Origin of the sequence: uncultured Psychrobacillus sp. (genome assembly GCF_938022135.1) — a bacterium.
Taxonomy (GTDB): domain Bacteria; phylum Bacillota; class Bacilli; order Bacillales_A; family Planococcaceae; genus Psychrobacillus.
In genome coordinates, this window is the sequence record NZ_CALIED010000076.1 from 142,354 (window position 1) to 168,980 (window position 26,627).

Here is a 26,627-nt window from a genome sequence, read left to right on the forward strand (position 1 = left end):
GTGAATCGGTCCAAAATTTCAAATTATTTTTGTTGAATTTGAGTTATTACTAGATTTGCTGTTTCTTCTACCGCTCGATTTGTCACATCAATAACCTTACAGCCAATTCTTTCTACCACTTTTTGAAAATGCGCAATTTCTTCATTAATACGTTCCACTTTGGCGTAAGAAGCATCATCTTTAAGACCAATTGCGATTAGTCTTTCTCTTCTAATGGAGTTTAATTTGTCAGGAGTAATGATAAGACCGAAGCATTTCGAAGGATCTATTTGGAAAAGTTCTTCTGGCGGCTCTACTTCTGGTACTAATGGTACGTTCGCAACCTTATACCGTTTGTTTGCCAAGTATTGCGATAAAGGTGTTTTAGAAGTGCGGGAGACACCTATTAGTACAATATCCGCCTGCAATAACCCTCTTGGATCTCTACCATCGTCATATTTTACAGCAAACTCTACTGCTTCAATTTTTTTAAAGTAATCTTCATCCAGCTTTCGAACGAGACCAGGCTCTTCAAAAGATTTTTCATCTAGTTTCTTTTCGAGTAGATTAATTACAGGGCCGATAAGATCTACACACTCTAAGTCATATTCTTTGCAATACTTAACAATAGCTTCTCTCATTTCCTGTTGAACTAATGTATATAAGATACTTGCATTCTGGTCTTTAGCTAAAGCAGTAATTTCTTTTATATGATCCAAAGAATCGATATGGGTAAATCTTTTTAGTTTGGTATGCTGCAGACCTGGTCTAAATTGGCTTACTGCAGCTCTAGCTACTAGCTCGCCAGTTTCCCCAATGGAGTCTGAGACAATAAATAGGTTTAACATTTTCATTCTTTCACTCCTCATAAATCATGGTCATCAGCTAAAGATAAGAAGGCACGTGTAATATTTGTTTTAGTTATTCTTCCAACAATCTCTAGACCGTCTTTCGACTCTTTTACTACCGGTAACGAATCTATTTGCCGACTCATTAATTTATTAGCTACCTCAATTAATGTATCTTCCTTCAGACAATACGTAATATTTGGCATCCTAGTCATAATCATATGTACCGGCATTTTGGTTAAGTCTTGGTTTCCGATACTTGTTCGTAAAAAGTCTTTCCTAGAAAGCACACCGGATAATACTGATTTTTTATCAACGACAAACAAAGAGCCAACATCCTCTAAAAACATATGGCATATTGCATCGTAAACCGACATACTTTCTTCTACAACAACGGGGATAGACTGAAAATCCTTTACGAGCATTTGTGCAATGCTATCAGAGATTGCCTGACTGGTTTTCTTACCTGAGTAAAAATAACCTACACGAGGTCGAGCATCCAGAAAGCCAGCCATCGTTAATATCGCAAGATCAGGTCTTAGAGTTGACCTAGTCAGATTAAGTCGTTCTGCAATTTGTTCACCAGTAATAGGTCCATTCCCTTTTACAATGTCCAAAATTTCGACTTGCCGTTTGTTGAGTTCGATTGGACTCACCGCCTCAAAGTTTATACTTAGTTATACTTATTCTAAATAATTATATACCATTATCCATCACATTGCTAAATAAAGAAGCATATGATACAATCATCAATAATATTAAAGCGTTGAAGAGCATTATAAGTACTGTAACATAAAGCGAGTGGTGACAGTGAAAGACCACATCTACAGGAAACGGCAGCTTGGAGCTTAAGTTTTTAAAGAGGGTTGTCATACATACAACCAATCGGGGTGGAACCGCGGGTTATAAACTCGTCCCCGGGCTATTGAGGCCCGGAGACGAGTTTTTTTGTTTCATTTTTTCTTTAAAAGCTTTTATCAAAATGGAGGTATGTCAAATGGAATTTTCAATGGAAAATGTAGTAAGTTTAGCAAAACAAAGAGGCTTTGTATTCCCTGGCTCTGAAATTTATGGAGGTTTGGCAAATACATGGGATTACGGTCCACTTGGAGTAGAGCTTAAAAACAACGTAAAAAAAGCTTGGTGGAAAAAATTTGTACAAGAGTCACCATATAATGTAGGTTTAGATGCTGCTATTCTTATGAACCCAAAAACATGGGTCGCTTCAGGTCATATTGGTAACTTCAATGATCCAATGATCGACTGTAAAAAATGTAAATCACGTCACCGAGTGGATAAAATCATCGAGGATGCATTAGATAAAAAAGGAATTGAAATGGTAATAGATGGCCTGTCCTTTGAGAAAATGGAAGAAATCATGAAGGAGCATAATGTAGTTTGTCCTTCTTGTGGTGCATATGATTACACGGAAATTCGTCAATTTAACTTGATGTTCAAAACGTTCCAAGGTGTAACGGAATCTTCTACGAACGAAATCTTTTTACGTCCAGAAACAGCACAAGGTATTTTTGTAAACTATAAAAATGTACAGCGTTCTATGCGTAAAAAAATGCCATTCGGTATTGCCCAAGTAGGAAAAAGTTTCAGAAATGAAATCACTCCTGGTAACTTCACGTTCCGTACGAGAGAATTTGAACAAATGGAGCTAGAGTTTTTCTGTAAACCTGGTGAAGACATGGAATGGTTTGAGTTTTGGCGCAATTATTGCCGCGAATGGCTACTTAACTTAGGTGTTTCGGAGAATAGCATTCGTTTAAGAGACCACTCTGACGACGAACTTTCGCATTACTCGAATGCAACAACAGACATTGAATATAAATTCCCATTCGGTTGGGGTGAACTATGGGGTATTGCCGATAGAACTGACTTCGATTTGAAGCAGCATATGGAACACTCTGGTGAAGATTTCAATTATATCGACCCAGTAACCAATGAAAGATATGTACCATATTGCATCGAGCCATCTCTAGGTGCTGACCGTGTAACATTGGCATTCTTATGCGAGGCTTATGACGTGGAGCAGCTAGAAGGCGACGACCAACGAACAGTTTTACGCTTCCACCCTGCTCTAGCTCCGGTAAAAGCAGCGATTTTGCCTTTATCGAAGAAGCTATCTGAAGGTGCAACTGCTTTATTCTCTGACCTTAGCAAGCATTTCATGGTGGACTATGATGAGTCTCAATCGATTGGTAAACGTTACCGTCGCCAAGATGAAATCGGTACACCATTCTGTATCACGTATGACTTTGATTCCGAAACGGACGGCCAAGTTACAGTGCGTCATCGCGATTCAATGGAACAAACAAGAATGCCTATTTCAGATGTAAAAGCTTATATTGAAGAGCAAATACAATTTTAATTAGAAGTATATTAAAATAATTTAAGCCTGCAAAACAAATCCAATTACGGATACAATTTGCAGGCTTTTTTTATTTATTATTTCCTATAAAAAAACTCATCCGGAATTATTCTTCCGAATGAGAATCTTTTTTAGGCTGGAAAAACTCAGGGGTTTTTTCCATTTGGTCTAGAAACCCTTGAGATTTTAAACGAACTCCAACCTGCTCATTGTATATGGTCCGGACGATTTTTTTTATAAAGCCCTTCGTCTCTTTTTTCAAAGTTAGCTTACCAACCTGGTCAATAGGAACGGTATAAAATGTTCGGATCAGCTTCACCTGTGAGGGTGTTAAGCGGATTAAATAAGGGTCAATTGTAAAACAACGATGACATAAAAAACCGATTTGAGCAAAAGAGAATGCAAATTCCCCATCTGTTGCTCCACAATTGGCACACTGGTGAAGTACCGGATATATTCCAGCTACGGATAACATCTTCCACTCAACAAACAAGCTAATGGCTTCTGGATCATAGCCCTCTGATATTGCCTCTAATGCTTGCTGTAAAATTGTAAACACATGCGGTTTAGGAGATTCATCATCAATTAGTTTATCTACTAGCTCCATAATAAAACTAGCATAAGCTGTAGTAAAAATATCTTCTCGAATGACACGCATCGAGTCAATTATTTCACCTTGTTGAAGAGACCCCATCCCTCTCCCTTGTTGTATTAAAAAATAAGCATACGTAAAAGGCTGGGAGATTGAAGACAGACGGCTAGTTGGCTTTTTAGCTCCACGAGCCATCGCAGCCCTTTTACCAAGCTCTCGAGAGAATATAGTTACTACTTTATCTGTTTCTCCGTAGGAGGAGGTACGTAAGACAATCCCTTCTACCTTTTGAAGCAAAAGCCTTCCCTTCCTTCTATGCTTCCTCTATATTAATATTCGTCTTCTCTAAATCCATAATCTTTTAGATGGGCAGATTTATTGCGCCAATCCTTTTGAACCTTCACCCAAAGTTCTAGGAATACTTTAGTTCCTAAAAGCATTTCAATATCATGACGAGCTCTTGTCCCAACTTCTTTTAGAAGTGCACCTCTTTTACCGATTACAATACCTTTTTGAGAATCACGTTCTACAATAATAGTAGCCATAACACGGATCATATCTTTATCTGTATCTTCTTCTTTTTTTATCTTGTCAATTACAACTGCAATTGAGTGTGGTATTTCTTCTCTAGTCAAGTGCAATACTTTCTCACGGATCAGTTCAGAGATGATAAATCTCTCTGGGTGGTCAGTTACTTGGTCCGCTGGATAATATTGTGGACCTTCCGGTAAATATGATTGGATTGTTTCTAATAGTCTTTCTACATTATTACCTTGAAGAGCAGAAATAGGAACGATTTCAGCAAAGTCATATTTATCTTTATAAGACTCAATTATTCCGATTAAATCATCTGGATGTACTTGGTCTATTTTATTGATCACTAAAAATACTGGAGTTTCGTTTTTTTCTAAGAGATCAATGATAAATTCATCACCTTTACCTCTTGGCTCTGTAGCATTTACCATAAATATAATTACATCTACTTCACGTAGCGTATTTTTTGCAACTTTTAACATAAAGTCACCTAATTTATGCTTAGGCTTATGAATACCCGGGGTATCAATAAAAATCATTTGACTTTGATCTAAAGTAAGAACTCCTTGTACCTTGTTGCGAGTCGTTTGTGGCTTATCACTCATTATTGCTATCTTTTGCCCTATTACACGGTTTAGAAATGTAGATTTACCTACATTTGGTCGTCCGATTATTGATATGAATCCTGATTTATATCCTTCATTGTTTTGCAGCATAATTTAAATCCTCCGTTGTAAAAGCTCCAGGCAATAATTCTGATACCGTCGTTTCTGTTACATTTCCTTTTAAGTTTGTTAAATATACGGGCATATTAGGCTCGCAGAACTCCGCTAAAACTTGTCTACATGCTCCGCATGGTGAAATTGGTCCATCTGTATCTCCAGCGATAGCTATTGCTGTAAAGTCTTTTATACCTTCTGACACAGCTTTAAAAACGGCAGTTCGCTCAGCACAGTTTGTTAACCCAAAAGATGCATTTTCAATATTACAGCCTAATATAACTTCTCCACTTTTAGTAAGTAAAGCTGCTCCCACAGGAAATTTGGAATACGGAACGTATGCTTTTTCCATGGCTGTGATAGATGCTTTTAGTAATTCTTCTTTCTTCATATAAAATCACACCTTTAAAATAAGATTACCGACCATTTCGGTATGAATATAATTAAACCTACTATTACTGTGCAGAGCGCATAGATTAGACATGCGCCTGCAGCAAGATCCTTAGCCTGTTTGGCTAAAGGATGGAAGTCCGGAGAAGCAAGGTCTACAATTCTTTCTACGGACGTATTAACTAATTCTATCATGAACATCCCAAAAATGAGCATAACAACGATTATCCACTCCCATTTAGAGAGGCCAGTTAATAAACTTGCAAGGAATACTATACCTGCAGCAAGCAAATGTAGCCGGAAATTCTGCTCTGTCTTTATAGCATGTATAACTCCCTGTGTAGCATAGACAAAGGACTTCCCAAACTTATGAAAGTTCATGGCCTTCACGCTTCAAACCAAACTCCTGCAAAATTTTCTCCTGTAGACCAAACATTTCTTTTTCTTCTTCTTCTGTCCCATGATCATACCCTAATAGGTGTAAAAAACCATGGACGGCTAAAAAAGCAAGCTCGCGTTCAAAGGTATGCCCGTATGCTTGCGCTTGTTCAATCGTACGTTCTACAGAAATAATGATATCTCCAAGCAATGTGGGTATGTCAGCGTCTTTAATTTTTATTTCCCCTTCACCCATTTCTTCCATAGCAAAAGATATTACATCTGTAGGCATATCTTTGTTCCGATAATTTTTATTGATTTCTTGAATTTGATCATTTGTAACAAACGTAACACTTACTTCGCTCTCATTTTTTACATTCAATTGCCCTGCTGCAGATTGGAGTACTTTTTCTACTAGTGCAATAGCTTCTTTAGTTAAAGTATTTGTTTCGTCCATTAAATCTAGTTCTAACATATTATTGACTCCTTACTATTTATTTAGGGTATTCTATTCTCGAATGAAATGTGCCATTCATAGTAGAGCAGAAGCTTTCTTCAATTTTCTTTATTTCTTTGAATGATAAGTCGCATTCGTCTAATTGTCCATCAATTACCTTATCTTTAATAATGGATTTAATCAGACTGTGGATTTTCTCTCCATTTGGTTCCTTCATGGACCTTACAGCAGCTTCTACGCTATCTGCAATTGAAATAATTGCAATTTCTTTCGTCTGTGGCTTTGGCCCAGGATATCTATAGGACTCCTCAGTAGTATTAGGATTACTTTCTTTCGCTTTATAATAAAAGAATTTCAACAAACTAGTGCCGTGGTGCTGTTCCGCCACATCTACGATTTCTTTCGGCAGCTTATGTTTCTTTAAAATATTTGCCCCATCTGTTGCATGAGAAATAATAATATCCCTGCTAGCTTCTGGAGAAAGGTTATCATGTGGATTATAGCCGTTCACTTGGTTTTCTATAAAGAACCCAGGTCGATTGGTTTTTCCGATATCATGATAATAACATCCAACTCTAGCTAGCAAGCCATTCGCTCCGATTGCCTCACAAGCTGCTTCTGCTAAGTTTGCCACCATCAGACTGTGATGATACGTACCTGGGGTTTCAGTTAAAATTTTCTTAAGTAATGGATGATTTGGGTTAGAAAGTTCTATGAGCCTCATTGTGGATAAGATTCCAAAAAGCGACTCAAAGAAAGGCAAAATACCAAGTGTAAGAGCCCCGGATAATATACCAGATATTAATGCAGCGCCAATATAGAAAGCTACATCAACAAACTCATAAGTTGTCTTTGTCATTAACAGATAAAATAAGATAAACGTTAAATTTATAGACGCAACAATTAAGCTTGAACGTAAAATTTGAGAATTATTGTACATACGCTGTACGGCAAAAACCCCTGCTATACCACCAAAGAGTATGTATAAAGCAACTTCCATTTGAAAGATATTCGTATATCCTTCTTGAAAAATAATCCCTGCATAGGCCGCTACGACAAAGCTAGATATAAAAGCCGCTCTTTCATTGACTAGAATATAAACTAACATGGATACCATTGCAGTAGGAAACAAAAATGCAATAACAACATCAAAATTGTACGCTACTGATTGTAGCACTTTCATCATCAAGACGGATACAATAACACTAAAAGCCACAACAATCAGATTTTTCACGTTGATAACATTAGGGTCTTTGAAACGAATGGTTTGTCCGAAAAGCACCCACATTGTCATCAATACAAAAAGAGCTACACCTATATATTGTTTATAAGATGATTTATCAGTCAGCATTCCTAATAGCTCTAGTTGACGATACACATCTTTACTGACAATTTCCCCTTTTTGAACGAGTATTTGACCTTGTAATATTCTAGTTGGTTCAACGCTAGCTCTAGCTTGTTCCATGCGTAGCTCCGTTAGTTCATCGTTTTTTGTTTCTGTAGCTATAATGGAGCCCCGAGCAATAGATACTAAAACGCTCATAAAATTATCTGGATAATTAAAAGTAGTTCGGACTTTCTGAACAACCTTATCTCTTTCTGTACCTAAATTTTCATTCCTAATCGGTTCACTTAATGTTTCTTCTACTAGGATCGGAAGCTTTTCTTTAACATCATTTATAGTTGCTATGTTTTGACTTAATAATATACTCAGTGCATCGTCAGTTAACGGTACAAAGCTAGCATTTTCTGCTAGAACGTTCATTTCTTTTTTTAGTCTTTGAAGACTATCTGTTGCTGCTTCAGGCTCATCACTTGTGATAGATTGCTTAATCTCTATTACACTATCGAAAATAGACTCAATGATAGTCGCCTGATTTTCAGCTGTTTCATCCTGAAATTGATAGACGGGATTTACTTCTGAAGCAGCCTGGTCTTTTTCTTCTTCAGTTTTTATTGGGTCTTCCATCGTTTTAACTGAACGGATGGTTTCAGGTGCTAAGTTCATTAAAGATATATCATATGTATTTTCTTGCACGCTTCCCTTAACCAATAGAAACATACTTATGGAAGTTAGAAGGATAATAATTAAAGGGAGATATTTACTTTCTCGCCATTTTCTCCACTTGATCATTAAAGACTTCATCCTATCATCCCCTCGTCTACTATTCTCTTTATTATACCTTATATTTTCAAAATTTGACCAATTTATCTGAAATGACTGGTTTATAGTTAGAATGATGACGTTATCTGGCGGTAACTGGTTCATCTTCTATGCAAGGAAAATAAAAAATCTCAAAAATTCTACGATCAGATAAAGTTTTCGGGTTTCAATTCCAATTATATTTGGTAGGATACTTCCCTAGGGGCACGCCTTCCAATTTTTCGTGGCTTTTGCTCCTGCTTTGGTTTGGAGCTTGAGCTATCCCCACAGAAGTTCTCTTCCTCTCAAACAGCTAGTATGGAGAGGTTCTAAGGAATTAACTGCCTTTAAAAAGAAATAAAAACGTGAAATCAAGTTGATGATTTCACGTTTAACTTATTGACTACTGCTCTTCATATGCAGATATAATTTTAGCAACTAATGGGTGACGTACTACGTCGCCTTGCTCTAAATATTGGAAGTGTATGCCAGAAACTTGTTGTAGTATTTTTTCTGCTACTATGAGACCTGACTCTGCACCTTTTGGTAAATCTATTTGAGTTTTATCTCCAGTTATGACCATTTTTGAACCAAAGCCTAATCGTGTTAAGAACATTTTCATTTGAGCTTTTGTAGTATTTTGGGCCTCGTCCAGAATAACAAAAGCATCATCTAACGTTCTACCACGCATATAGGCAAGAGGAGCAATTTCTATTGTACCACGTTCCATAAGGCGATCCGTTTGCTCTGTTCCTAATACATCATGTAATGCATCATACAAAGGACGTAAATAAGGGTCTACCTTCTCTTTTAGATCTCCTGGTAGGAATCCTAGACTTTCCCCTGCCTCAACTGCTGGACGTGTTAAAATGATTCTCTTAACGTGTGCATTTTTTAAAGCTTGTGTAGCCATTACTACAGCAAGGTAAGTTTTTCCCGTACCGGCTGGTCCAATTCCAAACGTTAAATCAGTATGTCTAATACCGTGGACATACTCTCTTTGTCCAATGGTTTTTGCCCGTATTGCCTTCCCTTTAGTATTTCGAGCTATTTCTTCATCATAAAGACTTGCAAAATATTCAATTGTTCCATTTGCACTCATTTCTATAGCTGTGGTTACGTCTCGAAGGTTAATATTAATACCTTTTCGAATTACAAGTAGAAGTTGTATGATTAGCTGCCTTGCATCTTCTACATTTTGTTCTTCACCAGCAATTTGTATTAGTTCTCCTCTGGTGATCAACTGCACCTTCAACTCTTCTTCAATCAGTTTAATATTCTTATCTGAAATACCAAGCAGCATTACTGCTTCAGTTGGATCCTGTAGATTAATATCTAATTGTTTTTGTTGGCTCATGTGTCGTCTCCTTGGGGTATAACTTGTGGTGTTGCAATATTTTCATTTATTAGTAATAATATCTTTCCTTTAACTTTATCATTTTCTATAGACATCTGTAAAACTTTATCTTCTAAGATTTGAGTGCCCCTCGGTAAATCATTCATAATTTTTTGAAATAATAAAGGTCGAACTAAATGCTCTACCGATTCTTCATCTAAGTCATAGGTAACTTTTTCACTGCCCTGTACATAGCCCGCTTTAAAATATGGCTGTAAGAATCTAGGCATAGCTATTTCCTTCCAATATTCATTGCTGTTATTGGATTTTTTCTCAATCAGCACTTCTCTAGTAGTCGGCTTTACAATGGTCACTTTTTTGGGAAGTTCGAAGTTAAGCTCTATCCAATAACTTGCATAGACCTTGCCCTCTGCGCTAGTTATAATTCGTTTTTCTCCCTGAGTAACAAAGCCGTTTACAAGTATGTCACCTTTTTTTACAGCAGCATTCTTCTCGACTGCTCTAACTCCTTTTACTAACTCAAAGTCTGTAACAACGCCGCTTCTTTTAGCAATAAGATGAGATGCAGGAGCATTTTTCACTTCTCTCTCCTTCGTGATTGGAGCAAGCATCGGAGTCACTGTTAAAGTGGAACCTGATTGCGTGAAGTGTATCCAAGAGAACTCCTTATGCTTTAAAAGTAACTTTTGCCGAATTTCTTGTTCTGACGGTAAAGAAGAAATACGTATACGTTCTTTAATTTTCATTTCTTTCAGTTGTTCTGTAATTAGAATATTGCTTTCTGGCGTATAAGAGTCAATATTGATCTTCCATATAAATTGTGCCAAAACCACTGGTATTATGAAAAAAAAGATTACCCCGATTATGGAATATGAATATAAAGAAATCGTACGATTTTTTGTCTCATCTTTTAGATGCACAGGAATCTTCAATGTTTTCCTTATCTTTCTAAACTCTTTAAGATCCTTACGTTTGATAGAAAAGAACAAGCTTTCTTCTGTGCTATACACCCGATATACTTCAATTTGTTGTGATAACAGCTTTTGAAATAATAGAAACTGATCAGTAGAGCTTGGCAATTGGATCCTAATTAATTGTTGTGGCATCAGCTGCTTTCCTTCCTAATTAATTTAAAGTGAAGGAGTTTGTCTACCTGAAGATGAAGGCGCTCCATCGACATGGACTTTATAGACAAACGGTCTGCTTTTATTTCTAGAAGATAATGGTTGTAGGAACAGACTAACTCCGTATCTGTTAACCGAAGAAGAGAAATTTCATAATCTAATATAATGTCATCAAAGTTATCAATCATAATACTCGCATGGAGTGGAAATAATTGTTTGATAAAAAACACCCCTTTACATGAATTTATGCATGTAAAGGGGTGTTCATGAGTTATCTTTTAGATTTTGGCGGAGCTAATATCTCTGATAAGACAATGGCGCGCATTAGCTCTTCTTTTGTATCGGGCATTATTTCTTGAACGACCGATTTTTTTGTTATATTTGTAGGTCCCACTTGATGGACAGAAAGACGGCCTGTTGACCTCGGTACACCTTGATCTCTCCCTACTTCTCTTCCGACTTTTTCAACAATAGGAGGAGCTGCTGCCTGTACTACTTGTTTTGGAGCTTGCTTTCTAGGTGTTTGTTTTCTTTCGGGTCTAGCTTGTTGTTGCTCCTGCTGAAACTCTTTTGCTAAATCCCCTAAGCTTTTAAAGGGATTTGGGTTAACAGGTTTTTGCTGTGGAGCATTTTGGGTGTTACGAGGTGCAGGTTTGGGAGCCGGCTTTTCTTCCGGCTTCTTTCTGCCAAACAATGAACTAAGGATAATAATTATTAATGGTATTATTAAACCTTCCAAGGAGAAGTCCTCCTTCCTGAGCTAATACTAGTCTTTCAACTCATCCGTTGAAGGCTTGTCATTTCCTACCTTGCTAATTGAGTCTCTCATACCAGTGTCCGCTTTAATGTTGTTATAATTCATGTAATCCATGACACCCATGTTACCTTCACGAAGTGCTTCAGCCATTGCGCGAGGAACCTCTGCCTCTGCTTCAACAACTTTAGAGCGCATTTCGACAACTTTTGCTTTCATCTCTTGCTCAGATGCTACAGCCATTGCACGACGTTCTTCCGCTTTAGCTTGGGCAATTTTCTTATCTGCTTCAGCTTGTTCCGTTTGTAGTTCTGCACCAATATTTTTACCGACATCAACGTCCGCAATATCAATCGACAGAATTTCAAATGCAGTACCAGAGTCTAATCCTTTAGATAACACAGTTTGCGAAATTAGGTCAGGATTTTCTAATACACGTTCATGGCTAGTACTAGAACCTATTGTAGATACAATCCCTTCCCCAACACGTGCTACAATTGTTTCTTCACCAGCACCACCGACTAAACGATCGATATTGGCACGAACGGTAATACGTGCTTTTGCTTTTACTTCAATACCATTCATAGCTACACCGGCGATAAACGGTGTTTCAATAACTTTAGGGTTAACAGACATTTGTACTGCTTCTAATACGTCACGACCTGCTAAGTCAATAGCTGCTGCACGCTCAAACGTCAACTCGATGTTTGCACGATGTGCAGCGATTAATGCATTAACAACTCGGTCAACATTACCACCTGCTAAGTAATGGCTTTCTAATTGATTGATCGTTACATTTAATCCAGCCTTATGTGCTTTAATAAGCGGGTTTACGATACGTGACGGAATTACTCGACGTAACCTCATCCCTACTAATGTGAAAATACTAATTTTAACTCCTGCAGCCAATGCTGAAATCCAAAGTGCTATCGGGAAAAATGTTAAAAATACCGATAACAAAATGAATGCAATGACAATAATAACTATAGTACCAATCATGCCTGAAGAAATCATTGTGTTGCCTCCCCTTCTCTTGCTTCTCGAACAACAATTCGAGAGCCTTCCACCTTGATAATTACTACTTTCTTATCTTTGCCGATAAAACTACCATCAGATACCGCATCGATACGTTCATTCTCAATACGTATAGTCCCTGAAGGTCTAAGCTGTGTCATTGTCTCTGCTATTTTTCCAACTAAATCTAAACGATTTTGATTAGAAACGTACCCTTGTTCAGTAGTAGTAGCATCCGTCAAAATCATTTTATTTAACAATCTCACTCTTTTACCAAAGAATTTCACAATAATCACCATTCCTAATATAGCTACTGTTATTGCAATTAAAACAGCAACACTCATGTAAAAAAGATTACCACCTGCTAATATTATACTAAATAAAACAGCTGCTAAACCTATTATACCAATAATTCCTCCTGGTACAAAAAATTCAGCGATAATTAATATAATACCTAAAACCAATAAAATAATGGATTCATACCCTGCCAATCCAGCTACAAGATGCCCGTAAAAGAAAAGACCTAATGATAGTAACCCTACTGTACCAGGAAGTCCAAACCCTGGAGAATATAACTCAAGAACCAAGCCAAGACTTGCTAGAGATAATAAAATAGGAACTACTACTGGATTTGTAACAATACGCGCGAGAGTTTCTACAAAAGCTTGCTCTGTTTCCACTACTTTTGCACCTTCAAGATTGCTTGCAGTTAGTAACTCAGCGAATGTCGCAACAGTTCCCTCCGAATAACCTACTTCTATGGCCTCATTTGCTGAAAGCGTTAACAATTCTCCCTTTCCTGCTCGGTACTGAGGAAGATCTACGGATTCATCAGCCATTGCCTGAGCATAAATAGGATTTTTACCAGTTCTTTCCGCTGCGTTTATCATTTTAGCCTTCCAAGCACTCGTTGCTTTCATGTCTGCAGCATTTCCTGCATTGTCAATGACAGCTGCAGCTCCCATAGAACCATTTGGTGACATATAAATTTCATCTGTGTGCAATGCTAAGTAAGCCCCTGCCGATAATGCCTCTGAATTAATATAGGCTATTTTGCGAATATCGGTAGAATCTAACAAGTTCACGATACTTTCTGCAGAATTTACAAACCCTCCTGGCGTGTTTATATCGAAGATGATGGCATCTGCTCCTGCTTCCTCCGCTTCCTTAATAGATCGCTTTAAAAAAGCATACAGACCATTCTCTACTTCCTTATAAACGGGAACTTTATAGACTAGCTTGGAGTCTGCAGAAAAAGCTGGAGTCAACATAGCAAAAGCGGCAAGCAGCAAACAAAAAGAAATTAACAGCCGCGATAATTTCACACTTAAACCTCCCTTCATCTATATGTATATTATTGTTTACGGATGAAAATCTTAAAAGTTTCATTTTATTAAGAAAAATATTTTGATTATGAGATAAATTTAATTGTTTATGTTCATGTCAATTGATTTGAAGACGAGATTACAGTGGTCCAAGAGTATAGTCTTAATACCTGGTGCAAGCCAAGAGAACGTGATTCGAAAAAAATGCCCAGGCATAAAAGCCTGGGCATTTTCCTTGTTTTTTATACTGTTAATTCGGTTGCAATTCATATGCTAATACAGTTGTTAGTTACGTTTTCGTGTTTTCTCTCCATCAACCGAAACCACAGGCATAATATCCAGTCTCCTTTTTCAATTCCTACTAAATCATACCTTTATTTGTCCTACAACACTATATTTACCATGGTTTTTGAAAGGTCATTCTTAAGTCATCTTTCACGCGCATTAACTTTCCCCTTAACCCATCATACCAAGACGGAGCATCCATGATGACTTCATGATCTAGCGAAATCGATAACTTGTAGAATTTATATAAATTCGCATATCTTTGAAACCGTGGAAATTGAGCCACTATATCATTTTCTAGATTCATTTTAGAGCGATAACCATTCAAAAAAGACTGCATTAATACTTTTGAAGAAGGATTTTCTTCTCCAATAAAATCATCAAGGGCTATTACAATATCAATCGCATACCAATGGTACATTGCATCATCAAAGTCGATTACATGGAAACAATTTTTATTCTCTTCAAAAAAGATATTATCCAGCTGGAAATCATAGTGTATGAGTCCATATGTATCATTATCCTTCGGTAGCGATTGAAGCCATGACGTAACTTTATTTAGCTCCTCTAGGGCAATACGATCCGAAGGGTGCCTTTGAAACACACCTTCCATGAGCTCCACTGTGTCCAACCAACTTTTTCTTCTTACAAATCCAGGCTCGAATTTTTTCGACAAAGTGTGTAGTGAGCCAAGGGATTTTCCCCACTTCTCCATCTGTATTTCAGTAATATCATCCGAATCCATGTTAATCCCATTTGCTTTACTAAACACAACAGCCATATACGTTCCTTCAGGAGCCATTAGTGTTTCAATTAATTCTCCATTCTTTGAACGAATTGGTACGACAGATGGAAAACCATTTAAGTATACATATTGCATATACTCTAACTCAGCTTTTATTTGGTCCATAGTTTGATCCTGTTCAAAACTAAATCGTAAAAAATATTGATTTTGATTTTGTTTAAAAGCATATACAAAGTTTGAACTTGCGCGCCATAGTTCTAATGAACCCTCATCATTTTCCCACAATTCAACGAGGTTTTGAGCGACGGTATTTGAAGCTAATACGTGTACCATGTTTTCTAAATTCATCATCTCTTGTTTTTCCTCCCATTACCTTGAGAGGTTAATACCCTAGTTAAAAAGTAATGCCTCTCATTAGTATACTGTTTTGAAATTCTTTCATTTTCAATATGTCACCCCTTCCAGAAGTTTCGGCTATAAGAATTCAATAGCCATATATCTTCTTTACATTCTAGATATAATTACAAATCCCTTTTTTACGCAGAAAAGCAAAAAAAGCACTTGAACGATAATCGTTCGAGTGCTCAATTCTATTCGTTTATGGATTTTTTCGGTGCTCCCTATATTACATACTGCTAATCTCTTTTAAACTATAAATTAAAATAAACCGAGAAAATAAATTTTCTCGGTTTACATAATTGTAAATGTTAATCATACAGTACGTGTTTTGAACGTAGGGATGGTTGGGATTAAATTACCACTTACGTTTACGTGCAGCTTCTGATTTCTTTTTACGTTTCACGCTTGGTTTTTCATAAAACTCGCGCTTTCTAACCTCTTGAATTGTACCACTTTTAGATACAGTACGTTTGAAGCGGCGAAGAGCATCTTCAAGCGATTCGTTTTTGCGAACGACAGTTTTTGACATCTCTCTTTCCCTCCCTCCGAACACACGTCAGTACATAACCAAGTGTTATGTACTAAAAAATTATACCGTATATTATAGACTTGGTCAATACTTTGGTTTTAAATATTCACCAATTAATAATCTGACTTACTTTCTAAGCCATTTACAATATCTACACCAGAACTTGCACCTATTCTAGTAGCTCCTGCTTCAACCATAGCTTCTAAATCAGCAAGACTTCTAACTCCTCCAGAAGCTTTCACACCTAGCTCAGGACCTACTGTTTCGCGCATTAATTTAACTGCTTCGACAGTTGCTCCTCCAGTTGAAAAACCAGTAGAAGTTTTGACAAAATCTGCCCCAGCTAATTTAGATAGTTCGCTAGCTTTAGCTATCTGCTCATTTGTTAATAAACAAGTTTCTAAAATTACTTTTACAATAGCTTTTCCTTTAGCTGCTTGTACTACTGCTTCAATATCCTTTTGAACATAATCAAAATCGCCGTCTTTTAAAGCTCCAACGTTTAAAACCATGTCTATTTCATCTGCACCTTTTTCAATAGCATCCGTAGTTTCAAATGCTTTTACTTCGCTTGTGCTAGCCCCTAATGGGAATCCGATTACTGTACATACCTTAACCGGTGAGTCTTTTAATAGAGAAGCACTTAGGCTAACCCAAGTCGGATTAACGCAAACAGATGCAAATACATGTTGTTTTGCTTCCCCACAAAGTTTTTCAATTTGATTTTTAGTAGCATCTTGCTTTAATAACGTATGATCTATAAGTGCTGCTATATTATTTGTCATTTTAAAATCTCCTTCTTAGTTGTACGTACCTCTTAATATTACTAGTAAACATAAGAAAAGCCAAGCAACTATGTTTCTTCCAACAAAAAAAGCTAGTGACCTAAGTCAAACTAGCTCTTTAACTTCTTCTAACACACGAACAAATTGACCAATATTTTGAGGATAGCCTGCTCGCGTTATTTTTACTCTTACTAATTTTCCGATCAGTTCCTCAGAGCCAGGTATAGCAACTTTTAAATAATTATCCGTATAGCCTTCTACCATGGTTTCTCCCGTTTCTGAAGTGATAACTTCCTCTGGGATGATTTCAAGAACCTCTCCCTCGAAGCGAGATGCATATTCTACAGCCAGCTGATCATTTAAACTAATAAGTCTGTGTACTCGTTCGTTTTTAATTTCTTCATCCACTTGATTTTCCATTCTAGCAGCAGGGGTACCTGTACGTTTTGAGTAAGGGAAAACATGTAGTTCAGAAAATCTTTGGTCACGAATAAAGCTATATGTTTCCATAAATTCTTCTTCTGTCTCTCCCGGAAATCCTACAATTACATCTGATGTAATCGCCAAATCAGGAAGTGCATCTCTTAAACGGTCTAAGCGATTTGCAAAAAATTCCATTGTATATTTTCTACGCATTCTTTTTAGTACAGTATCAGAGCCTGACTGAATTGGTATGTGTAAATGCCTTACAACTATATTCGATTGCTTTAAAACATCGATTACTTCATCTGATAGCTGACTAGCTTCTATTGAACTAATTCGAAGACGTTTAAGTCCCTTTACATTTGTTTCAATATCTCTTAATAGTTGAGCAAGATTATAATCCTTTAAATCTTCTCCGTATCCACCAGTATGTATACCAGTCAAGACGATTTCTAGATAACCAGCATCAACTAACTGCTGTGCTTGTCTAACTACTTCTTGTGGGTCTCGTGATCTCATCAAGCCACGTGCCCAAGGAATGATACAAAAAGTACAGAAATTGTTACATCCTTCTTGTATTTTAAGAGAAGCACGTGTCCGGTCAGTAAAAGCAGGTACATCTAGCTCTTCATATACACGATTTTTCATAATGTTTCCTACCGCATTAATAGGCTTACGCTCCATTTTATATTGTTCAATGTAACCAAGCATTTTTGTACGCTCTTGGGTACCAACGACAATATCAACGCCAGGAATCGCCATTATTTCTGCAGGAGAGGTTTGTGCGTAACAGCCGGTAACACAAATAACAGCATCAGGGTTTTGACGAATAGCTCTTCGTATAACCTGTCTACTCTTTTTATCACCAGTATTTGTTACAGTACATGTATTAATTACATAAACGTCTGATTTTTTTTCGAAGTCTGTACGTTCATAACCATTTTCTTTAAACAGTTGCCAAATGGCCTCTGTTTCATAATGGTTTACCTTACAGCCTAATGTATGGAATGCAACGGATGACATATCCTTACACCTCTTTCATTCATATTCATAGGAAATAGCAGCAAGCGCATATAACGGCGCAGTTTCAGTTCTTAATATTCTAGGGCCAAGTGCAATGGGTTGAAAATCATTGTCTAAAAGTTGCTTAACCTCATGTCTATCAAGTCCACCTTCTGGACCAAAAACAATCAGTATCGATTGTTTATCATACACCTTTTTTAATTGGTCAGCAAACTTTTGTCGCTCAGTTAATTTTGCATCCTCTTCATCAGCAACAAATTTAACGTCATATTGCTTAGAGACTTCTATTAGGTCTTTCAAGCTCTTAGGACTATGTATGTGAGGAATAGATGAGCGATGGGACTGTTCCGCCGCTTCTTTTGCAATCTTTTGCAATCTTGCTATTTTTTTCTCGTTTTTTTGCTTGTCCCATTTCACGATAGAGCGCTTTGCTTCAAAAGGAAAGAGGGAATGCATACCAAGTTCAGTGGCCTTCTGTGTGATTAGTTCTAGTTTGTCACCCTTTGGTAATCCACAGGCAATAGAAACCTTAATTGGCATTTCATTTGTTTTTAACACTTTTTCTTTTGTTTCTAAAATGACTTCTTTGCTAGTTCCAGAAAGAATAGTCATAATATACGTTTCTTTAGCGGCCACTATATACACTTCATCACCAGGTGACATGCGCATCACTTGAATCATATGATGCGCATCGTCTCCAAGAATTTTTATAGTAGAATTCTCATCTAACGGTTTTTCTGTAAAATAACGTTGCAAGACAACTACTCCTTTACTTAACAGGCTTTCTTGAAATGATAGTTACCCAATCTTCCATCATCATTATTTCATCTATTTCAAAACCAGAATTTTGAAGAGCAGTTTTCACATCATCTTTTTTAGTCGAAATTATTCCAGAAGTTATGAATAGCCCACCAGACTTAACAATAGTATAAGCGTCATCGGTAAATGTCATAATGATTTCAGCTAAAATATTGGCAACAACTATATCTGCTTGTTCTGTAATATTGTCTAATAGATTACCATGAGTAACTTTTACAATATCGCTCACTCTATTAATCGCGATGTTTTCTTGTGCAGATCTTACTGCAACTTCATCTAAATCAAGTGCGTGAACTGTAACTGCCCCTAGTTTAGCTGCTCCAATAGATAACACACCAGAACCAGTGCCTACATCGACAACTGATAGGTTAGGCTTCACTGTTTTTTCAAGTGCCTGCAAGCACATAACGGTAGTAGGGTGTGTCCCTGTACCAAACGCCATACCTGGATCTAACTCTATAATTAATTCATCAGAGTTCACTCTATTATATTCTTCCCAAGTAGGAACAATTGTAAATCTGTTAGAGATTTTAACTGGGTGATAGTACTTTTTCCAAGCAGTCGCCCAATCTTCTTCGTCTACTTCGGTTACGGTAATAATATTATGTCCAAGGTCAATATTAAAATTTAGTAAGTTGTTGATCGCAAGTTTGATCTCTTCCACCGTTTCTAATAGAAAGCTTGTTTCAGCCAAATAAGCTTTAATACGCACTCCGTCTACTGGAAAATCATCTGGATTTAAGCTGTAGATCTCTCCAAAAACATCTTCTCTATCTCTAGCCAACTCTTCTGAATCCTCAATTACTACTCCACTAGCACCAGCTTCATGCAAAATATTGCTTACTGCTTCCACTGCCTCATTAGTAGTATGAATGGATAGCTCAGACCATTTCACTTGCTCCAACTCCTTATTCGCCTTTTATCGTTCTCTTGATTTTGTCAAATAATGTACTACCTTGCTCTTCCGGTATATCACCGCTGATTTCTGCAAACTCACGTAATAATTGTTTTTGTTTTTCGGTCAATTTCTTAGGCGTGATTACTTTTACGATTACATGCTGATCTCCCATGCCATAGCCATGCACATTTTTTACACCTTTTCCTTTAAGACGGAATTTCGTAGAAGACTGCGTGCCCGCTGGGATTTTTAATTTTACTTTTCCTTGGACAGTTGGAATCTCTACTTCATCCCCAAGTGCCGCTTGTGCGAATGTCAAAGGTAATTCGTAATAAATATCGTCACCATCACGTTCAAATCTTGGATCGGCTTTCACTCTAAATACAACGTATAGATCTCCTGCTGGACCACCATTTACACCTGGTTCACCTTGACCGCTAACTCGTAATTGTTGACCATCATCTACACCCGCTGGAATAGTGATTTTAATCTTCTTGCGCTTATTAACTGTTCCATTACCATGACACGTTGAACATTTATCTTTGATAATTTTCCCAGTTCCTTCGCAATAATTACATGCTCGTTTCGTTTGAATTCTTCCGAAAGGAGTGTCTTGCGTAACATTAACTTGACCGTTTCCGTTACAGTGTGTACATTTTTCTGGATGTGTGCCTTTTTTAGCTCCAGTACCATTACACGTATCACAAGTTTCTTCTTTAGCTACTTCAATCTCTTTTTCCATACCAAATACTGCTTCTTCAAATTCTATAGTCATAGAGTACTGAAGGTCATTTCCTTTTCTAGGAGCATTCGGGTCACGACGACGCGAACCTCCTCCTCCAAAGAACGAGCTGAAAATATCTTCAAATCCAAATCCATCCGCGCCACTAAATCCGCCACCAAAACCTTGGTTAGGACCTGCATGACCGAATTGATCGTATTGTGCACGTTTTTGATCGTCGCTTAATACTTCATATGCTTCTGAAATTTCCTTAAATTTATCTTCAGCGTTAGCTTCCTTATTGATATCTGGGTGATACTGTTTAGATAATTTGCGATACGCCTTTTTTATCTCATCTCCAGAAGCTCCCTTGGCTACTCCAAGGACTTCGTAATAATCACGTTTGCTCATAGTTCACTCTCCTGCTCTGTTAACTTACACATAAAGATAATTGTAACATGGATAAATTCCTAATAGCAAAACAAATAGCGTATTTCTCCATGCTACTAATTACATGGAAAAAGCCAAAGCCGAAAACGGTCTTTGACTTTTCCTGTTGACATTACTTGTCTTTATCGTCCTTTACTTCTTCAAACTCTGCATCGACTACACCGTCATCAGATGGCCCGTCTTCTTGTTGTCCGTTAGCCGCTGCATCCGCTTGTGCTTGTTCATAAAGCTTCATAGTCAACTGTTGAACGATTTCGTTTAATTTATCTTTTTTCGCTTTAATATCTTCTAAATTTCCAGCTTCTAGAGCTGCTTTTAACTCTTCTTTTGCATCTTCAGCAGATTTTTTCTCATCGTCTGAAACTTTGCCTTCCAAATCTTTTAGTGTTTTTTCAGTCATAAACACTAATTGGTCCGCTTCATTCTTAACTTCTGCTTCTTCTTTGCGTACTTTATCCGCGTCAGCATTTGCTTCTGCTTCTTTTACCATACGTTCAATTTCTTCATCCGATAAAGATGAATTAGATTGAATTGTAATTGTTTGCTCTTTTTGTGTTCCAAGATCTTTCGCCTTAACATTTACGATACCATTTTTGTCGATATCAAACGTCACTTCGATTTGTGGTACTCCACGAGGTGCTGGTGGAATATCCGCAAGTTGGAAACGACCAAGCGTTTTATTGTCAGCTGCCATTGGACGCTCACCTTGTAATACATGAATATCTACTGCCGGTTGGTTATCAGCAGCTGTTGAGAAAGTTTGAGATTTAGAAGTTGGTATTGTCGTATTACGTTCAATTAACTTCGTAAATACTCCGCCCATTGTTTCAATCCCTAAAGAAAGTGGTGTTACGTCTAAAAGTACTACGTCTTTTACGTCACCAGTTAAAACTCCACCTTGTACTGCTGCTCCCATTGCTACTACTTCATCTGGGTTAACACCTTTATGTGGCTCTTTACCTGTTTCTTTTTTAATCGCTTCTTGTACAGCTGGAATACGTGTAGATCCACCAACTAAGATAACTTTGTCAATTTGTGAAGAAGATAATCCAGCATCTTTTAATGCTTGACGTGTTGGAACCATTGTACGCTCTACTAAATGAGCTGTTAAATCATCGAATTTAGCACGAGTCATAGTAACTTCTAAGTGAAGTGGACCTGCCTCACCAGCAGTGATGAATGGTAATGAGATTTGTGTTGAAGTAACACCTGAAAGATCCTTTTTAGCTTTTTCAGCAGCATCTTTCAAACGTTGCACTGCCATTTTGTCTTTAGAAAGATCAATACCGTTATCCTTTTTAAACTCTTGTACTAGGAAATCCATAACTACTTGGTCAAAGTCATCCCCACCAAGACGGTTGTCCCCAGCTGTAGCTAGTACTTCAAATACACCATCTCCAAGTTCAAGAATAGATACGTCAAAAGTACCTCCACCTAGATCATAAACAAGGATTTTTTCATCGTGATCCATTTTATCTAAGCCGTAAGCTAGCGCTGCAGCAGTAGGTTCGTTAATGATACGCTCAACTTCTAGCCCTGCGATACGTCCAGCATCTTTTGTAGCTTGGCGTTCTGCATCATTAAAATATGCAGGAACAGTGATTACTGCTTTTGTAACTTTTTCTCCAAGGTATTCTTCTGCGAAACCTTTTAAATATTGAAGGATCATTGCTGATACTTCTTGAGGAGTATAGTCTTTTCCTTCAGCACTTACTTTTTCACTAGTTCCCATTAAACGTTTAACTGAAGAAATTGTATTTGGGTTTGTAATAGATTGACGTTTAGCTACTTCCCCAACCTGTTTTTCGCCATTTTTAAAAGCTACTACAGATGGAGTTGTACGATTTCCTTCTGGATTTGGAATTACTTTTGGCTCTCCGCCTTCTAGTACAGATACACATGAGTTTGTTGTTCCTAAGTCAATACCGATAATTTTTGACATACAATTTTCCTCCTAATAAATACTGTTATATGCAATTTATATTATAACTGGCAACCTAATGGACACCAATAAAAATCAGTTTATATTTTATTCGTTTACTTTTACCATTGCTGGTCTAAGAATTCGATCCTTCAATTTGTAGCCTTTTTGTAGTTCTTGAAGAACAATACCTGAATCTTGGCTTTCGTCTTTTTCCTGCATAACTGCATGGTGAAGATTTGGATCAAAAGGTTTTCCCTCTGACTCAACTGATTCCAATCCTTCTTTTTCAACAGCTGCTACAAGAGAACGATAAACCATATCTACACCCTTAGTTAAAGAAATCGCTTCTTCAGATGTAGCTTCAACAGCAAGTGCTCGTTCTAAGTTGTCTAATACAGGTAACAAATCGCTAAGTAAAGATTGGGCACGATATTTATAGTCTGCTTCTTTATCCTTTTGAACACGACGTTTGTAGTTTTCAAAGTCAGCACGCAGTCTTACCGTACGATCTTGTTCTTCTTCTAATTGTTGTTTCAAAAGCGTTAGTTCGTCTACTTCTTCTGCTTCAGTAGCTTCTTCTGATACATCTGCTTCTTTAGTTTCGATCGCTTCTTCAGTTACCATTTCTTGTTCTGCTGATTCTTCTTCAGTCGATACATCTTTTACTTCTTCTTTTTGATTTTCCATTTAGCAGCAACTCTCCTTTATTCGTGTTGACCTCGTAATATTCTAGACAACTCTCTAGATAAGTCCCCACTCATTACATCCAACAAAGATACTACACGTTTGTAATCCATTCTCGTGGGACCTATGATGGCAATAGAACCACTTTGCTCTTCTCCAATATCATAAGAAGCTGTGATTATACTGCAATTATTCATTCCAAATTGGTTATTCTCAGAACCAATACTGATATTGATGCCTTTTTTGTTCAAATGGAAAAGTCCAGGGAATTCATTGACGTGTTCCATCCAATACATAATGCTTTTTGCTTTTTCCACATCATTAAATTCAGGCTGGCTTAACAATTGCATTTTTCCACCATAGTACACTTTATCCTCATGCTCAATTATCATCGCTTGGTTTAGAGAACCAAGTAGGTCATTCAACCGACCGTTATTCTGACGTAAGACGAACTGAGTGACAGCTTCTAACTTCATTTGTAGCTCGTGTAAATATACACCAACTAAATGTTCGTTTATGATATTGACCATTTTTTCAATATCGGAAGCAGTAAAGGCCTCAGGAATAGAAAAAACTCGATTTTCAACATGACCACTGTCCGTAACGATTATAGCTACTGCAGAATCGTCTGTAAGAGGAACAATTGAAAATCTTTTGACTCGATGCTTTCTCACATCTAAGCCTAACATAATAGAGGTATAGCTCGTTAGTTCAGACAAAATATTAGCTGACTTACGAATTATTTGCTCCGTCTCAACCTTTCTTTCCTCGAAAACGGAACGAATTTGTTTAATCTCTTCTTTTGAAACCATTTGTGGAGTTAGTAAGTTGTCTACATAGTAACGATAGCCTTTTTCTGATGGCACACGGCCAGAAGAGGTGTGAGTTTTTTCTAAATAACCCATATCTTCTAAATCTGCCATTTCGTTTCGAATCGTAGCAGGACTAAACGGTACTTCCTCCTTTTTCGAAAGTTGACGAGATCCAACTGGCTGAGCGGTATCAATAAAATCATCTACCGTTACTTGCAATATTAATAATTGCCTGTTAGTTAGCATGATTATCACCTCTGTTAGCACTCATCTGTAGAGAGTGCTAATACTCATATAAAACTTATCAAATCTAAAGAAAACTGTCAACGATTATGCGCCAAATTATTTAAGGAAATATTGAAATACTTCATTACCTACAAAACGTCCTCGAGTTGTAAGGAAAATGTGGTCTTCTTCTAAAGCCACAAGCTCTTTATGAATTAACTCTTCGATTTCTTTCCCGTATACCTCATGCAAAGTCTTGCTGTATTTTTGTTCGAAGACGGTTAAAGAAACTCCTCTGTTTTTTCGAAGACCTAAAAACATCTCTTCTTCCATTTTTTCTTCATAAGTAACCTCTTTTTGCATCATAATAGGCTTTTCACCTAAATCTAACTGCTGCATATACTTTTTAAGAGGGCCATGATTAGAATATCGTATTCCATTTACATAACCATGGGCGCCAGCCCCTAATCCAACATATTCGTCATTGTTCCAATATAAAAGATTATGCTCGGAGGCTTTTCCCTCATGAGAAAAATTACTAATCTCATATTGGTGATATCCGTTCGCTTTCATTTCATCCATTAAGAATCCATACATTTCAGCTTCTAAATCCTCACCAGGTAATGATAATTTCCCTTTTGATAGAAGGTTATAGAATATGGTCTTAGGCTCAACTAGTAACGAGTAGGCTGAGATATGGGGTATCTTCAGTTTAAAAGCCTCTTGGAGGGATTCCTTCCATTGCTCCATCGTTTGATTTGGCAATCCATACATTAAATCAATGCTTATAGAGGGGAAATTTGTTTCCTTCGCATATTCAATTACTTTATATACATGTTCATTGGAATGGGTTCTACCTAATATTTTTAACAAGTCTTGATTGAAAGTTTGCACTCCCATGCTTAATCTATTCACACCAAATTTTCGCATGAGCTGCATTTTTTCCAGGGTAAGCTCATCTGGATTAGCTTCTGATGAGAACTCCTTTACATGATCCAGCGGGATATGCTCTTGGATAAGCGTTAACAACCGATCTAACTGTTCAAGTGATAAAGAAGTAGGAGTTCCTCCACCAAGAAAAATAGTTTCAATATGACCTTTCGATAAGTCGTCTTTCCAAAGAGCCATTTCTTTTCCTAAAGACTCAATATACTCATCTACTGGCTGATTATGAAAATAGAATTTATTAAAATCACAATAATTACATATTTGATGACAAAAAGGGATGTGTATATATACTCCGCGTACCATTATAAGCCTTCTTTCTACGTTCTTTTATAAATACGAAGAAGGAGGCAAATAGTGCCTCCTTCTCCTAGTTATTTATCAAGCATCAAATATTGCACTAATTTGAATACCTTTTTCCGAAATTACCTACATAAATTATAGCTTATAATTCATCTTCCTTCAAACTATTGAAGTTACACTAGGTTTTCCGATTTATTTATTAAGTTGGAATGATTTTAAGCAAGATAACCATCTTAAAGAAAAGGAGATGGTATGAAGATGATAAAAAAAGTGTTTATAGCCATAGGTATATGTATGTTAGCAACCACTGTGTCCATGAATATGTATTCAAACACATATGCTCAAGACCAAGTTCCAGCATACGCGGAATGGGGAAAGCTAGCAGTAAAGGAGACACAAACTAAATATCCAAATGCGACTATTATTGACTACTTGCATATAGGAAGTGAAACAAAAGAGGATTCAACCATTGAAAGGTTTAAATTGTGGATGAAGGATGGCAATAAGGAATTTGGAGTTTTTATAAATATTAAATACACAACGGAAACAGGTAAATTAGTTGATATTGAATTTCAAGAAACTTCTCGATAATAAGAAAAGCGAAACCGCCTATGTCTGCCCCGACAGGCAAATGGGGAAAAGCGAGGAGGCAGTTCCTCAGCC

General features: G+C 37.1%; 26 protein-coding genes. 2 read left to right on the plus strand and 24 right to left on the minus strand.

Going from position 1 to position 26,627, the window contains the following annotated elements; genetic code table 11:
• Positions 1-23 precede the first annotated feature (23 nt).
• A complete protein-coding gene (locus Q0371_RS16105) occupies positions 24-833 on the minus strand; it encodes a pyruvate, water dikinase regulatory protein (RefSeq protein WP_169358073.1) in 810 nt (269 codons plus the stop codon).
• Between the two features lie 11 nt (positions 834-844).
• Positions 845-1,483, minus strand: coding sequence for a helix-turn-helix transcriptional regulator (locus Q0371_RS16110; protein WP_169358072.1), 639 nt, complete (start codon positions 1,481-1,483; stop codon positions 845-847).
• Between the two features lie 341 nt (positions 1,484-1,824).
• On the opposite strand from Q0371_RS16110, the gene Q0371_RS16115 reads away from it, so the two are divergent.
• Positions 1,825-3,207: a glycine--tRNA ligase gene (locus Q0371_RS16115; protein ID WP_298472848.1), complete on the plus strand. Its 1,383-nt coding sequence runs from the start codon at positions 1,825-1,827 to the stop codon at positions 3,205-3,207.
• Positions 3,208-3,313: 106 nt separating this feature from the next.
• Here Q0371_RS16115 and recO read toward each other — a convergent pair whose 3' ends face one another.
• The 22 genes from recO to hemW all read right to left on the minus strand — a co-directional run bounded on the left by recO (position 3,314) and on the right by hemW (position 25,967).
• Positions 3,314-4,096, minus strand: coding sequence for a DNA repair protein RecO (recO, locus tag Q0371_RS16120; protein WP_169358070.1), 783 nt, complete (start codon positions 4,094-4,096; stop codon positions 3,314-3,316).
• 32 nt (positions 4,097-4,128) lie between these two features.
• Positions 4,129-5,049, minus strand: coding sequence for a GTPase Era (gene era / locus Q0371_RS16125; RefSeq protein ID WP_251555575.1), 921 nt, complete (start codon positions 5,047-5,049; stop codon positions 4,129-4,131).
• Positions 5,033-5,443: a cytidine deaminase gene (locus Q0371_RS16130; protein ID WP_169358068.1), complete on the minus strand. Its 411-nt coding sequence runs from the start codon at positions 5,441-5,443 to the stop codon at positions 5,033-5,035. The genes era and Q0371_RS16130 overlap by 17 nt, the downstream gene beginning before the upstream one ends.
• A 14-nt stretch (positions 5,444-5,457) precedes the next feature.
• Positions 5,458-5,823 (minus strand): diacylglycerol kinase family protein, encoded by a 366-nt coding sequence (locus tag Q0371_RS16135; RefSeq protein WP_298472930.1) that lies wholly within the window; start codon positions 5,821-5,823, stop codon positions 5,458-5,460.
• A complete protein-coding gene (gene ybeY, locus Q0371_RS16140) occupies positions 5,810-6,295 on the minus strand; it encodes an rRNA maturation RNase YbeY (protein WP_298472855.1) in 486 nt (161 codons plus the stop codon). The genes Q0371_RS16135 and ybeY overlap by 14 nt, the downstream gene beginning before the upstream one ends.
• Positions 6,296-6,314: 19 nt before the next feature.
• A complete protein-coding gene (locus tag Q0371_RS16145; protein WP_298472858.1) occupies positions 6,315-8,423 on the minus strand; it encodes an HD family phosphohydrolase in 2,109 nt (702 codons plus the stop codon).
• A 400-nt stretch (positions 8,424-8,823) separates the two neighbouring features.
• Complete coding sequence (locus Q0371_RS16150; RefSeq protein ID WP_298472861.1) at positions 8,824-9,777, minus strand: PhoH family protein; 954 nt, start codon at positions 9,775-9,777, stop codon at positions 8,824-8,826.
• Positions 9,774-10,883 carry a sporulation protein YqfD gene (locus Q0371_RS16155; RefSeq protein ID WP_169358064.1) on the minus strand — a complete coding sequence of 370 codons (1,110 nt, stop codon included), beginning with the start codon at positions 10,881-10,883 and terminating at the stop codon, positions 9,774-9,776. Before Q0371_RS16155 ends, Q0371_RS16150 begins: the two co-directional genes overlap by 4 nt.
• A 289-nt stretch (positions 10,884-11,172) precedes the next feature.
• The gene (locus Q0371_RS16160; protein ID WP_298472864.1) at positions 11,173-11,640 is read right to left on the minus strand and encodes a hypothetical protein; all 468 of its coding nucleotides are present in this window, start codon (positions 11,638-11,640) and stop codon (positions 11,173-11,175) included.
• Between the two features lie 27 nt (positions 11,641-11,667).
• Entirely contained in the window at positions 11,668-12,654 is a 987-nt protein-coding gene (gene floA / locus Q0371_RS16165) for a flotillin-like protein FloA (protein ID WP_298472933.1), read from the minus strand.
• An 11-nt stretch (positions 12,655-12,665) separates the two neighbouring features.
• Complete coding sequence (locus Q0371_RS16170; RefSeq protein ID WP_298472866.1) at positions 12,666-13,994, minus strand: nodulation protein NfeD; 1,329 nt, start codon at positions 13,992-13,994, stop codon at positions 12,666-12,668.
• 397 nt (positions 13,995-14,391) lie between these two features.
• Complete coding sequence (locus Q0371_RS16175; RefSeq protein ID WP_298472869.1) at positions 14,392-15,375, minus strand: phosphotransferase; 984 nt, start codon at positions 15,373-15,375, stop codon at positions 14,392-14,394.
• A 403-nt stretch (positions 15,376-15,778) separates the two neighbouring features.
• The gene (gene rpsU / locus Q0371_RS16180) at positions 15,779-15,952 is read right to left on the minus strand and encodes a 30S ribosomal protein S21 (protein WP_004227078.1); all 174 of its coding nucleotides are present in this window, start codon (positions 15,950-15,952) and stop codon (positions 15,779-15,781) included.
• A 113-nt stretch (positions 15,953-16,065) separates the two neighbouring features.
• On the minus strand, positions 16,066-16,737 hold the full coding sequence (gene deoC, locus Q0371_RS16185) for a deoxyribose-phosphate aldolase (protein WP_169358060.1): 672 nt from the start codon (positions 16,735-16,737) through the stop codon (positions 16,066-16,068).
• Positions 16,738-16,842: 105 nt separating this feature from the next.
• Positions 16,843-18,183: a tRNA (N(6)-L-threonylcarbamoyladenosine(37)-C(2))-methylthiotransferase MtaB gene (mtaB, locus tag Q0371_RS16190; protein WP_251555584.1), complete on the minus strand. Its 1,341-nt coding sequence runs from the start codon at positions 18,181-18,183 to the stop codon at positions 16,843-16,845.
• Positions 18,184-18,198: 15 nt separating this feature from the next.
• Entirely contained in the window at positions 18,199-18,939 is a 741-nt protein-coding gene (locus tag Q0371_RS16195; RefSeq protein ID WP_298472890.1) for a 16S rRNA (uracil(1498)-N(3))-methyltransferase, read from the minus strand.
• A 13-nt stretch (positions 18,940-18,952) separates the two neighbouring features.
• Positions 18,953-19,897, minus strand: a complete 945-nt coding sequence (gene prmA, locus Q0371_RS16200; protein ID WP_298472893.1) for a 50S ribosomal protein L11 methyltransferase — start codon at positions 19,895-19,897, stop codon at positions 18,953-18,955.
• Positions 19,898-19,910: 13 nt separating this feature from the next.
• Entirely contained in the window at positions 19,911-21,032 is a 1,122-nt protein-coding gene (gene dnaJ, locus Q0371_RS16205) for a molecular chaperone DnaJ (protein WP_298472896.1), read from the minus strand.
• Positions 21,033-21,183: 151 nt separating this feature from the next.
• Complete coding sequence (gene dnaK / locus Q0371_RS16210) at positions 21,184-23,013, minus strand: molecular chaperone DnaK (protein ID WP_169358055.1); 1,830 nt, start codon at positions 23,011-23,013, stop codon at positions 21,184-21,186.
• 87 nt (positions 23,014-23,100) lie between these two features.
• Positions 23,101-23,682 carry a nucleotide exchange factor GrpE gene (gene grpE, locus Q0371_RS16215; RefSeq protein ID WP_298472899.1) on the minus strand — a complete coding sequence of 194 codons (582 nt, stop codon included), beginning with the start codon at positions 23,680-23,682 and terminating at the stop codon, positions 23,101-23,103.
• A gap of 17 nt (positions 23,683-23,699) precedes the next feature.
• Entirely contained in the window at positions 23,700-24,737 is a 1,038-nt protein-coding gene (gene hrcA, locus Q0371_RS16220; protein WP_298472902.1) for a heat-inducible transcriptional repressor HrcA, read from the minus strand.
• A 96-nt stretch (positions 24,738-24,833) separates the two neighbouring features.
• A complete protein-coding gene (gene hemW / locus Q0371_RS16225) occupies positions 24,834-25,967 on the minus strand; it encodes a radical SAM family heme chaperone HemW (protein ID WP_298472905.1) in 1,134 nt (377 codons plus the stop codon).
• A gap of 255 nt (positions 25,968-26,222) precedes the next feature.
• Between hemW and Q0371_RS16230 the strand changes: the two genes are divergently transcribed.
• Positions 26,223-26,555, plus strand: a complete 333-nt coding sequence (locus Q0371_RS16230; protein ID WP_298472907.1) for a DUF3889 domain-containing protein — start codon at positions 26,223-26,225, stop codon at positions 26,553-26,555.
• The last annotated feature ends 72 nt before the right edge of the window (positions 26,556-26,627 follow it).

Coding starts and splice junctions, on each gene's coding strand:
- floA (WP_298472933.1), bottom strand. CDS start 12,654: ATGATTGGTACTATAGTTATTATTGTCATTGCATTCATTTTGTTATCG.
- dnaJ (WP_298472896.1), bottom strand. CDS start 21,032: ATGAGCAAACGTGATTATTACGAAGTCCTTGGAGTAGCCAAGGGAGCT.
- rpsU (WP_004227078.1), bottom strand. CDS start 15,952: ATGTCAAAAACTGTCGTTCGCAAAAACGAATCGCTTGAAGATGCTCTT.
- ybeY (WP_298472855.1), bottom strand. CDS start 6,295: ATGTTAGAACTAGATTTAATGGACGAAACAAATACTTTAACTAAAGAA.
- hrcA (WP_298472902.1), bottom strand. CDS start 24,737: ATGCTAACTAACAGGCAATTATTAATATTGCAAGTAACGGTAGATGAT.
- Q0371_RS16135 (WP_298472930.1), bottom strand. CDS start 5,823: ATGAACTTTCATAAGTTTGGGAAGTCCTTTGTCTATGCTACACAGGGA.
- Q0371_RS16130 (WP_169358068.1), bottom strand. CDS start 5,443: ATGAAGAAAGAAGAATTACTAAAAGCATCTATCACAGCCATGGAAAAA.
- deoC (WP_169358060.1), bottom strand. CDS start 16,737: ATGACAAATAATATAGCAGCACTTATAGATCATACGTTATTAAAGCAA.
- era (WP_251555575.1), bottom strand. CDS start 5,049: ATGCTGCAAAACAATGAAGGATATAAATCAGGATTCATATCAATAATC.
- grpE (WP_298472899.1), bottom strand. CDS start 23,682: ATGGAAAATCAAAAAGAAGAAGTAAAAGATGTATCGACTGAAGAAGAA.
- mtaB (WP_251555584.1), bottom strand. CDS start 18,183: ATGTCATCCGTTGCATTCCATACATTAGGCTGTAAGGTAAACCATTAT.
- Q0371_RS16175 (WP_298472869.1), bottom strand. CDS start 15,375: ATGATGAATTTAGAAAACATGGTACACGTATTAGCTTCAAATACCGTC.
- Q0371_RS16115 (WP_298472848.1), top strand. CDS start 1,825: ATGGAATTTTCAATGGAAAATGTAGTAAGTTTAGCAAAACAAAGAGGC.
- Q0371_RS16155 (WP_169358064.1), bottom strand. CDS start 10,883: ATGCCACAACAATTAATTAGGATCCAATTGCCAAGCTCTACTGATCAG.
- hemW (WP_298472905.1), bottom strand. CDS start 25,967: ATGGTACGCGGAGTATATATACACATCCCTTTTTGTCATCAAATATGT.
- Q0371_RS16105 (WP_169358073.1), bottom strand. CDS start 833: ATGAAAATGTTAAACCTATTTATTGTCTCAGACTCCATTGGGGAAACT.
- dnaK (WP_169358055.1), bottom strand. CDS start 23,013: ATGTCAAAAATTATCGGTATTGACTTAGGAACAACAAACTCATGTGTA.
- Q0371_RS16145 (WP_298472858.1), bottom strand. CDS start 8,423: ATGAAGTCTTTAATGATCAAGTGGAGAAAATGGCGAGAAAGTAAATAT.
- Q0371_RS16230 (WP_298472907.1), top strand. CDS start 26,223: ATGATAAAAAAAGTGTTTATAGCCATAGGTATATGTATGTTAGCAACC.
- Q0371_RS16150 (WP_298472861.1), bottom strand. CDS start 9,777: ATGAGCCAACAAAAACAATTAGATATTAATCTACAGGATCCAACTGAA.